The sequence below is a fragment of the Candidatus Competibacter phosphatis genome, assembly GCF_012939995.1.
Lineage (GTDB): Bacteria > Pseudomonadota > Gammaproteobacteria > Competibacterales > Competibacteraceae > Competibacter > Competibacter phosphatis.
Window position 1 is genome coordinate 36,857 of sequence record NZ_SPMZ01000038.1, and the last position, 10,233, is coordinate 47,089.

Below are 10,233 nucleotides of genomic sequence, written 5' to 3' on the forward strand. Positions count from 1 at the left end.
CCTCGCGCATGATCCAAACCATCTTCCGGGAGTACGACATCCGTGGCGTGGTGGGCCGCGATCTGACTCCCGACGGGGTGCGACTCATCGGCCAGGCGGTGGGCAGCCTCGCCGCCGAGCGCGGCGAAACCCAGGTGATCGTCGGTCGCGACGGGCGGCTGTCCAGCCCCGTGCTGTGCGAGGCGCTCAAGGTCGGCATCCGCGCCGCTGGGCTGGATGTGCTGGATCTGGGCATGGTCTCGACCCCGCTGCTGTACTATGCCACCCACACCCTCGACACCAGCCACGCCGGAGTCATGGTCACCGGCAGCCACAATCCAGCACCGTATAACGGTCTGAAAATCGTCATCGACAGGATCGCTCTGCACGGCGAGGTGATCCGCGACCTGCGCCACCGCATCGAAACCGGCGACCTGCGTCACGGCCATGGCCGCGAAGGGTCCGCCGACATTCGCGCCGCTTACATCCGGCGGATCAGCGACACGCTGCGCCTGCCCAAACCTCTCAAGGTGGTGGTGGATTGCGGTAACGCAGTCGCCAGTTATACCGCTCCGCCCCTGCTGCGCGCGCTCGGTTGCGAAGTGGTGGAACTGTACTGCGAGGTGGATGGACGCTTTCCGCACCACCACCCCGACCCCAGCGTGCCGGAGAATCTGATCGACCTGCAAACCGCAGTGCGGGCGCACGGCGCCGATCTGGGCCTGGCCTTCGACGGCGACGCCGACCGGCTGGGGGTCGTCACCAACGCCGGCGAGATCGTCTGGCCGGATCATGTGTTGATGCCGCTGGCCGAGGACGTGCTGACCCATCATCCCGGCGCGGCCATCGTCTACGATATCAAATCTTCCTTGCACCTGACCCGGCTGATCGAGCGTCTTGGCGGCCAAGCGATCCTGTGGAAGACCGGTCATTCGCTGATCAAGGCCAAGATGCGCGAAACCGGTGCGCTGCTGGGTGGCGAACTGGCCGGCCACTTCGTTCATGCCGATGATTGGTTCGGCTTCGACGACGCGTTCTACGCCGCCGCCCGGTTGCTACGGTTGCTAGTCCAACAGCCGGTGTCCAGCGCCGAATTCTTCGCCGCTTACCCGACCGGCCTGAATACCCCGGATCTGCGGCTGGACATGGCCGAAGGCGAGCCGTTCGCGTTCATGGCCCGACTGGCGGCCCAAGCCGATTTCGGCCCGGACGCGCGAATCATTACCCTGGACGGACTGCGGGTGGAATTCCCGCACGGCTGGGGGCTGGTGCGCGCCTCCAACACCACGCCCAGTCTGACGCTGCGCTTCGAGGCGGACGACTCAATCGCCATGGCCGACATTCAGGATCGGTTCCGCCGGCAACTGCTGGCCTTGCAAGCCGATTTGGCCCTACCCTTCTGATTTCTCCGTTTCCCATCGTTTCCAGAGGTTGATCTTCGCATGGCTTTAGATGCCCAGGCCGCCACCCAAGTGGCTCACGTTCTCACCGAATCGCTGCCCTACATCCGCCGTTTCGCCGGCAAAACCTTCGTGATCAAGTACGGCGGCCACGCCATGGAAAACGAGCATCTGAAAAAACAGCTTCGCTCGCGACATCGTGCTGATGAAGTTGGTCGGCTTCAACCCGGTGGTGGTGCACGGCGGCGGCCCGCAGATCAGCGAACTGCTCAAGCGCATCGGCAAGGAAAGTCGCTTCGTGGATGGAATGCGGGTCACCGACAGCGAGACCATGGATGTGGTGGAAATGGTGCTGGGCGGACTGGTCAACAAGGAAATCGTCAACAACATCAATCGCCACGGTGGTTGCGCGGTGGGCCTGACCGGCAAGGATGGCGACCTGATTCACGCTCGTAAACTGACCATCACCCGCAAGAGCCCCGATCTGGAAGCGCCGGAAATCGTCGACATCGGCCATGTCGGCGAAGTCGCCAGCATCGATAAATCCATCGTCGAGACGCTGGCCAAAGGCAATTTTATCCCGGTGATCGCACCGATCGGGGTCGGTCCGGATGGACAGTCCTACAACATCAACGCCGACCTGGTCGCCGGCAAGATGGCCGAGGTGCTGCACGCCGAGAAACTGATCCTGCTCACCGATACCACCGGCGTACTGAAGGAAGGCAAACTGCTGACCGGCCTGGACGCCCGGCAGGTACAGGCGCTGATCGACGACGGCACCATCCACGGCGGCATGTTGCCGAAGATCGGCTGCGCGCTGGAAGCGGTGCGTGGCGGGGTCAAGGCGGCGCATATCATCGACGGCCGGATCGAGCATGCGGTACTGGTGGAACTGTTCACCGACGCCGGTATCGGTACATTGATTCGGGGGTAGGTGGATTTTCTCGCAAGGCGATGACCTGTTCCAAGTCAGGAAACTGGCTAGCCGACAGCGCGTCCAGCGCCTTGGCCAGCGCGGGCGGCAGGTTGTTATCGACCAGACACTTCAAGCCGCCAACCGTTGTTCGTTCAGGTGCTGTTCGTAACGGATCGCCGCGTCGACATCGGCGACCGGGACCTCATAGATCGCCGCTACCCGGCGACTATCCTGTTCCACCCGATAGGCCGCGAACAGCGCTTCCGTCGGTACGCCGGATGCGGTCAAAATCGGCTTGCCGAAGTTGCGCGCGGGGTCCAGCACGATACGTTGCTTGCGGTCCACCGGAAACCAGCGTTGCGCGCTGCCAGAGGTGTCGTACTCGATACCGGCGTATAGCGAAGGGCGTACTACCTTCTCGAAGACGTACTGCTTCCGCGCCATGTCCAGCAGCCTGGCATCTTCGGCCTCGCCATCCTGCTCCAGGATTTCCGCGAACACGGCGCGGCCATCGGTCAAAAACCGCTGACAGGTGAAGGGATAGGGCCGTTCGAAATACTCGCGGGCGTGCTGGCACGCTTTACGAATCGTGGGCAGGCTGACGCCATGACGGCGAAAGGCATGGACCACCCGCACTTCCAGCAGATCGTGGAACCCGAACGCCTGCGGCAAGGGGCTGTCGCTCAGTTCGGACGACCACAGCGGCGGGTAGGTCCGGTGGCCAGACCGATACCCGCGCAACCAGCGACCAACCTGCGGTGCCGGAATATGGGTAAAGGTGGCGACTTCACCAATGGTGTAAAGTCCCGTGCCGATCATGTTGTTCCTGCTATTGGGGTGATAATTCCAGTATAGCGCGCCTGGGAGGTAGCAGGACCGCCGGAGCGGCGTGATCCGCTCAAAGGGAATGCTGGGAACCCCTCCCATCCAAGCTACAATGCTCGAACCGTACTGGAAACTTGCCCGCACCCGCCATGCCCCATCTCGAATGGACGAACAAATCCCGGGCCATTGCCCAAACCGCCGATGTGCCTTATCACCTGCTGCATTTCGAACGTGGCTACGGGGACGCCAGCGCCGACAATCTGCTGATCCGGGGCGATAACCTGCTGGCCCTGAAGGCGCTGCTGCCGTTTTATCGGAGCCGGGTCAAGTGCATTTACATCGACCCGCCTTACAACACTCAATCCGCGTTCGAGCATTACGATGACAAGCTGGAACATTCTCAATGGCTGTCACTGATGTATCCGCGCCTCGTGCTGTTACGTGAGTTACTTGCCGAGGAGGGGAGTATTTGGGTTTCGATTGATGATAACGAGGGGCATTATCTCAAGGTTGTCATGGATGAAGTTTTTGGGAGAGGTAATTTTGTAGCGAATATAATTTGGCAGAAAAAAATATGCCGTCGCCAACGATCATAAAAGTATTGCCCCAATGCACGACCACATACTTGTGTTTAGGAAAAGCAATGTTTGGCAACGCAAACTGATACCTCGTACAGATGAAAAAAGATCGTCAATACCGCTTTGAAGATGAACGAGGAATTTTTAGACCTGATAACTACACATGCAGCAAGACGGCTGAAGAAAGGCCAAACCTTTACTACGAAATTATTCAACCAAATACAGGTAAAGAAATATGGCCATCAAGAACGAGAGTTTGGGCTTACTCTAAAGAAGAACATTTACGGCATGTTGCTGAAGGCTTCATTTATTGGGGAAAGGATGGGAAAGGGAAAACCCCTTCCTACAAAAGGTACAAACACCTTCTTAAAAATGATGGTGTTGTCCCACAGACACTTTGGATGCATGAGTTTGCAGGGCATACGGATGCAGCCAGAAAAGAGGCGCGGGAAGTCTTGGGAACGTCATCATTGTCTGATGATTTTTTAACGCCAAAACCCGAAAGGCTAATTTCTAAGATTCTTGAGGTCGGTTCCAATAAAGGCGATTTGATACTTGATTCCTTTCTTGGTTCCGGCACGACTGCCGCCGTAGCCCACAAAATGGGCCGCCGCTACATCGGCATCGAGATGGGCGAACACGCTGAAACCCATTGCATCCCGCGTTTGGAAAAAGTGATTGCCGGGGAACAGGGCGGCATTTCGCAAACTGTCGGCTGGCAAGGCGGCGGCGGGTTTCGCTACTACACGCTGGACGAGCCGGTGTTTCTGGCCGATGGCGGCATCAACCCGGCAGTGCGCTTCGCCGCGCTGGCCGCCTATCTTTGGCACTTCGAGACTGGGCAGGCCGCGAACCAGACTTTCGATTCGCCCTTTCTCGGCGAACATGCCGGCAAAGCCTATTACCTGCTCTACAACGGCATTCTCGGCGACCGCCGCCCGGAAGGCGGCAATGTCCTGACCGGCGCCGTGCTGGCCCAACTGCTGACGCTGCATCCGCATTCTGGCCGCAAGGTGATCTACGGCGAAATGACCCGCTTGGGCACGGCGCGACTTGTCGCCGAAGACATCGAATTCAAGCAAATTCCCTACGACGTGCGGGTACGCTGATGTTTGCTCTCAAGGATTACCAAGAAAAAGCCTTGAAAGCTCTCGAAGGCTTTTTAAGACGGGCGCGCGTGGTCGGAATCGAAACGGCTTGGCGGGAATGCGCCCCGTCGGTCACGCCCACCGGCAAACAACTTCCCTATCGAAAGGACGCCTTCGGCGATGAAATCCCCTGCGTTTGCCTGCGTCTGCCCACCGGCGGCGGCAAAACGCTACTGGCTGCCCATGCCGTGGCACGAGTTGGCAAGACCTATCGCGACACCGACGCGCCGGTGGTCCTGTGGTTGACACCTTCGGACACCATCCGTACCCAAACCGTAGCGGCGCTGAACACCGCCGGCCATCCCTACCGCCAGGCGCTGGAACACGATCTTCCACAACCGGCGCGCGTGCTCGAATTGGATCAACTCGCCACGGTGAATCCCTACGACGTAGGACGGCAGACCATTGTGCTGGTGGCGACCATTCAGGCGTTCCGCGTGCGGGACAAAAAGAAAACGCACCGCACCGTCTACGCCTACGATGAGCAACTGGAACCGCATTTTCAGGGGTTGACCCCCCAGCAAGCCGCCAATCTCGACACGGTCAAACCCGCCGATTTGGAAAGCCAGCCGTACCTGACCGCCGTCGATCTTGGCAAGGTCAAGGCATCGCTCGCCAATTTCCTGCACCTAACCCACCCCATCGTCATCGTGGACGAGGCGCACAACAACCAGACCGATACCAGCTTCAAAACCCTTCAGCGCCTCAATCCCGCCTGCGTGATCGAACTGACGGCCACGCCGGTCGGCAATAGCAACGTGTTGTATTCCGTATCGGCCCAGGCGTTGAAGACCGAGGACATGATCAAGCTGCCCATCGTGTTGGCCGAACATCCGACCGGTTGGCGCGACGCGGTGCGCGACGCCATTCTGACCCGCCAGCGGCTGGAAACGCTGGCCCAGCGGGAAACGGACTACATCCGCCCGATATTGCTGTTTCAGGCCCAAGCCAAGGGCGGCGAGGTCACGGTGGAGGTCTTGCTGAAGCATTTGACCAGCCCGGACGGCGCGGGACTGGATCGGAACGAAATCGCGGTGGCGACCGGCACGCAAAAGGAACTGGACGGCGCCAACCTGTTCGATCCGGCCTGCCGCATCCGCTACATCATCACGGTGGAAGCCCTCAAGGAAGGCTGGGACTGTTCCTTTGCCTACGTGCTGTGCTCCTTGCAGGAGTCGCGCTCGGCCAAGGACGTGGAACAACTGCTGGGTCGAGTGTTGCGGATGCCCTACGCCCGCGCCCGCGCCACGCCGGAACTGAACCGCGCCTACGCCCACGTCATCGCGACGAGTTTTTCCGAAGCGGCCAACCAGTTGACCGACCGTATGGTTCATAACATGGGCTTCGAGAAATACGAAGCGGCGGGAGCGGTAACCCCCGGTTCCGCTAGCCTGTTCCCCGATGAAGCTGCCGCCGAAACCCGGCCCCTTCTACCGGATTGCGTGCTGTCGGTGCCCACCGTCCCGGCGTTGCCCGTGCCCACCGAGTTGCAAGCGGTCATCGAAATCCACCCGACCAGTGGCGGCGCGACGGTGATCGTGCGCGGCGAGGTTTCGGAAGCGGTGGAGGATTACCTGCTTTCGGCCTATACCGGCCAGCATCAGTCAGCGGTCAAGGAACAAATCGAACAACACCACGCCCGGCAAGCAGCGCTACGCGCGCCCGCTGCCCGAGGCGAACCGTTCGCGCCGCTGCCGCAACTCTGCCTCGAATGGGACGGGGAATTGCAGCCGGTGGAACGGGAAACGCTCATGGAATTGGGCGAGTTCGACTTGCTCGCCCAACCGGTGCAACTGGCGGGTTTCGACGTTCAGGAAACGGTCAACGCCTTCGAGATCGACATGGACGGCGAAAAAGTGTTGCTGCGCTACGCCGACAGCCGGCAACTGCACTTAAACGAGGTATCCACTAACGCCACGGAACCGGATTTGGTGCGCTGGCTGGAATGGGAAGTGCACCCACCCGAGGGCAATATTCTCCCGGCGCAGTTGCGCAAATATCTGGTGAACCTGGTCGGCCATCTCCAGCGCGACCGGGGATTCACGCTCACGGCGCTATTACGCGCCAAGGTGCAACTGGCGGAAGCGATCCGCCGCGAAATCGACCACCTACGGAAGATCGCCATCGCCAAGGGATTCCAAGCCGCCTTGCCGGGGATGAGCACGGGGCGGCTCGACGAGGGTTTCCGCTACGCCTTCACCTTTCACCCGCACCGCTATCCTGCCCGCCCACCGTACTACAGCGGCCGTTACCGGTTCGCCAAACATTACTATCCGATGATTCACGACTTGCGGGAGAAAACCGCCAGTGGCCAACGTTCCGAGGAGTTTGTGTGCGCTCAGGCATTGGATGCCCATCCTCAAGTCAAGCTTTGGGTGCGCAATGTGGAACGAGAGGAGCGGTTTTCGTTCTGGCTGCCGACGGCGACCGATTACTTTTACCCGGACTTCGTGGCCGAACTCGCCGACGGACGGATACTGGCGGTCGAATACAAGGGCGAACCCTACAAAACCAACGACGATTCCCGCGAGAAAGCCCAGGTCGGCCGGCAGTGGGAAATTTCATCGGGTGGGCGTTGCCTGTTTCTGATGGCGGTGGCAGCGGACGAGCAAGGCCGCAACGTGCAGCGGCAAATCGCTGACAAAATCACAACATCAACTTGTTCGGGCTCAGCATCGTAGCCAGCATCGGAGCACGCATGGAAATCAACCAACGCAAAGCCCGTTTCTCGTTGGCGTATATCGGCGCCGTCGCGGCTCGCGCCGGTTACCAAGTTTGCGAACCGGTGGTGGATGACGACAGCGTGGACGGCATTTTGATCGGACAAGCCGGGCGACGCCCCCGCATTGAGTTCCAAGCCAAGGCCAGTTCGCGGGAACTGCTCCAGGATCACCACCTGGCTTTTCCGCTGTCTATCAAGAACTATGACGATCTACGAGCCGACGTGATCGTTCCCCGTCTGCTGATTGTGGTTCTGATACCCGAGCAGCCAGAAAACTGGCTCCATCATTCCGAAGAGCAACTTTGCCTGCGCCACTGCGGCTACTGGCTGTCGCTGGCGGGTCAGCCCGATACCGAAAATACCACCACCGTGACCGTCCACCTGCCACGCCAGCAGCGATTCGACAGTGAAGCGCTCCACACCCTGATGACGCGAACGGAACGAGGGGAAGCGTTATGAATGTGCAAATCCGCGATCCAGCCCTCTTCCGGCACCTTTCCCACCTGGATGTCCGCGCCTACCTGGCCGGCCAGCAGTGGACTGAAGCTGGCCGGATCGGCAACAAGGCCACCGTCCACACCCAACAGGACGCCGCCCACCGCACTTGGGAGATCTTGCTGCCGAGCAGGGAAGACGTGGCCGATTACCCCGAGCGCATGGCCGAAGCGTTGCACACCCTGGCGCAAGTCGAGGGTCGCTCCGAACTGCTCATCTATCGCGACTTGCTCGCCGCCGGCGCCGACGTGCTGCGCGTGGCGGCTCCCCACGCTGCGACCGACGGCACGATTGCCATTCAAGAGGGCGTCCTGCTGCATCAGGAGGCTGAAAATTTACTACTAGCGGCAGCTTGCGCGGCAGTCCAACCCCGGCCGTCCTATCACGCCGGTAAAGTGACCGAAGCTGTTCAATATCTGGAAACGGTCCGGCTCGGCCCGTCTGAAACCGGCAGCTACGTCATCACTCTGCTCTCGCCGGTGGCCCCAGTCTTGCGCCGTCATGCCCAACAATCCCTGTTGGAAGATGAGCCTTTTCCCCGGCAAGTGACCCATCGCCTAGTCGAAGCTCTCGACGCCCTGGAACAGGCTGCCAACGCCGCTGCCGCCAGCGACGATTTCGCGGCATTCGAAACCCGAGTGTCTCAAGGGATTAGCGCCAACCTCTGTGAAGCTGTGGCGCGGCTGGCACAACAGTGCCATGGCATTCGGCTTGAACTCAGTTGGGCGCGCGTCCGGCCAGCAGGACGCCCCAATTTCCGGCGTTTCTTCAGCCGGGAAACAGGTCGCTTACTTGGAGAAGCCGCCCGCGAGTTCCGGCGCAACGAACCGCGCCTGGATTGTGCGCTGACTGCCTGGGTGATCCGCCTAGATCGCGAACCCGACCAGTTCGACGGTCGCGCCACCCTACGACTGCTGATCGACAACCGACCGCGCCACGTCAGCGTCAAATTCGAACAATCCATGTTCGACACGGTGATCCACGCCTTTCGCGACCGGATTCCGATCAGCTTGGACGGCGATCTTTTTCCAGTGGGCCAACGCTACGAACTGGGCAATCCCCGCAATCTGGCGTTAGTTCAGGGTATGGACGAGCCGGACCGCGATGACCCATTGGCAACGGTGGCAGCAACTGAGTCTTGATATGAAAGTTCGGGCGTTCCGACTAATCCAAGAATCGTGTCAAGCAACGGCTTGAATCATTCCGGTATCTTAGCTGGAGGAATAGAATAAAACTATCAATGGTTGTGCCGGTATTGATGGGCATAGAGGCACCTATCGCCGGTCCTGACCACCACATCAAGATTGCAAAAGCAGAGGTTTAGCAATGCCTTGGACACAAGGTCAGTCTGGCAATCCCAGCGGACGCAAGCCGGGCACCGGCAAGGTCGAGAAGCTGCGTGCGGCGCTGACGAAGGAATTGCCTGACGTGCTGGAAGCACTGGTCGCGCAAGCCAAGGCCGGCGATACCGGCGCCATCAAGCTGATTCTGGAACGCACCGTGCCGGCGCTGCGCCCGGTGGATGCAGCCGCCCCGTTGAACCTGCCGGTCGGTGGCGGTCTGGCCGAACAAGGTCGGGCGGTGCTGGTGGCGCTGGCGTCTGGGCAACTACCGGCCAATCAAGCCGTCGCCATTCTGCAAGGCTTGGGAAATCTGGCGAAATTGGTGGAACTGGACGAACTCGAAAAGCGAGTGGCGGCGCTGGAGGGCAAGCAGGCGCGAGCCTCGTAACGCGCATCGCAAAGTTGGAGCATCACCACGGTTCCCGCGACGATTCCGACCCGTTGGCGGTCCGGCTGGGGCGTTGGTTGGCAACCGCACCTTGGGTGCTGGTCGAAAGAGATTGCCGCTCCAACCCCGGCTTGTTGGATTTGGCAAACCGGTTGCACGGGTTATCGCCGGTCGAATTGGACGCGGCACGAACGGATTGCAACATCCTTACGCGGGTGCGGAGCGCGGCATGAATCTCAAGCAACGCGTGGGTAAGCTGGAACAACATCGCGGCAGCGGCCGATTTATCTACCTGACCACCTCCTATCCGAACGAAACCGCCGAAGGAGCACTAGTACCTCACCCGACCTGGATTGACGGATAGAGGCGTTTGAGTTTGATGCGTGCATCTGCGGTGGTGAAGCGCCAGTTCACCGGCCGAGGATCGGCATTGCGAGCC

At 60.2% G+C, this 10,233-nt stretch carries 7 protein-coding genes and 2 pseudogenes; 8 read left to right on the forward strand and 1 reads right to left on the reverse strand.

What is annotated here, in order from left to right:
* Positions 1-8 precede the first annotated feature (8 nt).
* Together E4P82_RS13550 and argB are read left to right on the forward strand one after the other, a co-directional pair.
* The gene (locus E4P82_RS13550) at positions 9-1,382 is read left to right on the forward strand and encodes a phosphomannomutase/phosphoglucomutase (protein WP_169249385.1); all 1,374 of its coding nucleotides are present in this window, start codon (positions 9-11) and stop codon (positions 1,380-1,382) included.
* Positions 1,383-1,421: 39 nt separating this feature from the next.
* Positions 1,422-2,313, forward strand: a pseudogene (argB, locus tag E4P82_RS13555) (acetylglutamate kinase).
* Between the two features lie 111 nt (positions 2,314-2,424).
* Here the strand turns inward: argB and E4P82_RS13560 are convergent.
* Entirely contained in the window at positions 2,425-3,114 is a 690-nt protein-coding gene (locus E4P82_RS13560) for a MerR family transcriptional regulator (RefSeq protein WP_169249386.1), read from the reverse strand.
* Positions 3,115-3,269: 155 nt separating this feature from the next.
* Here E4P82_RS13560 and E4P82_RS13570 point away from each other — a divergent pair.
* From E4P82_RS13570 to E4P82_RS22865, 6 genes and pseudogenes are all read left to right on the forward strand, one after another.
* Positions 3,270-4,807: pseudogene (locus E4P82_RS13570) on the forward strand (site-specific DNA-methyltransferase).
* Entirely contained in the window at positions 4,807-7,527 is a 2,721-nt protein-coding gene (locus E4P82_RS13575; protein ID WP_169249388.1) for a DEAD/DEAH box helicase, read from the forward strand. The pseudogene E4P82_RS13570 and the gene E4P82_RS13575 overlap by 1 nt, the downstream one beginning before the upstream one ends.
* Before the next feature lie 17 nt (positions 7,528-7,544).
* The gene (locus E4P82_RS13580; protein WP_169249389.1) at positions 7,545-8,027 is read left to right on the forward strand and encodes a DUF4365 domain-containing protein; all 483 of its coding nucleotides are present in this window, start codon (positions 7,545-7,547) and stop codon (positions 8,025-8,027) included.
* Complete coding sequence (locus E4P82_RS13585; protein ID WP_169249390.1) at positions 8,024-9,205, forward strand: hypothetical protein; 1,182 nt, start codon at positions 8,024-8,026, stop codon at positions 9,203-9,205. Before E4P82_RS13580 ends, E4P82_RS13585 begins: the two co-directional genes overlap by 4 nt.
* Positions 9,206-9,389: 184 nt before the next feature.
* Positions 9,390-9,794: a DUF5681 domain-containing protein gene (locus E4P82_RS13590; RefSeq protein ID WP_169249391.1), complete on the forward strand. Its 405-nt coding sequence runs from the start codon at positions 9,390-9,392 to the stop codon at positions 9,792-9,794.
* Between the two features lie 229 nt (positions 9,795-10,023).
* Positions 10,024-10,158, forward strand: coding sequence for a hypothetical protein (locus tag E4P82_RS22865; protein ID WP_281383695.1), 135 nt, complete (start codon positions 10,024-10,026; stop codon positions 10,156-10,158).
* Positions 10,159-10,233: the final 75 nt, after the last annotated feature.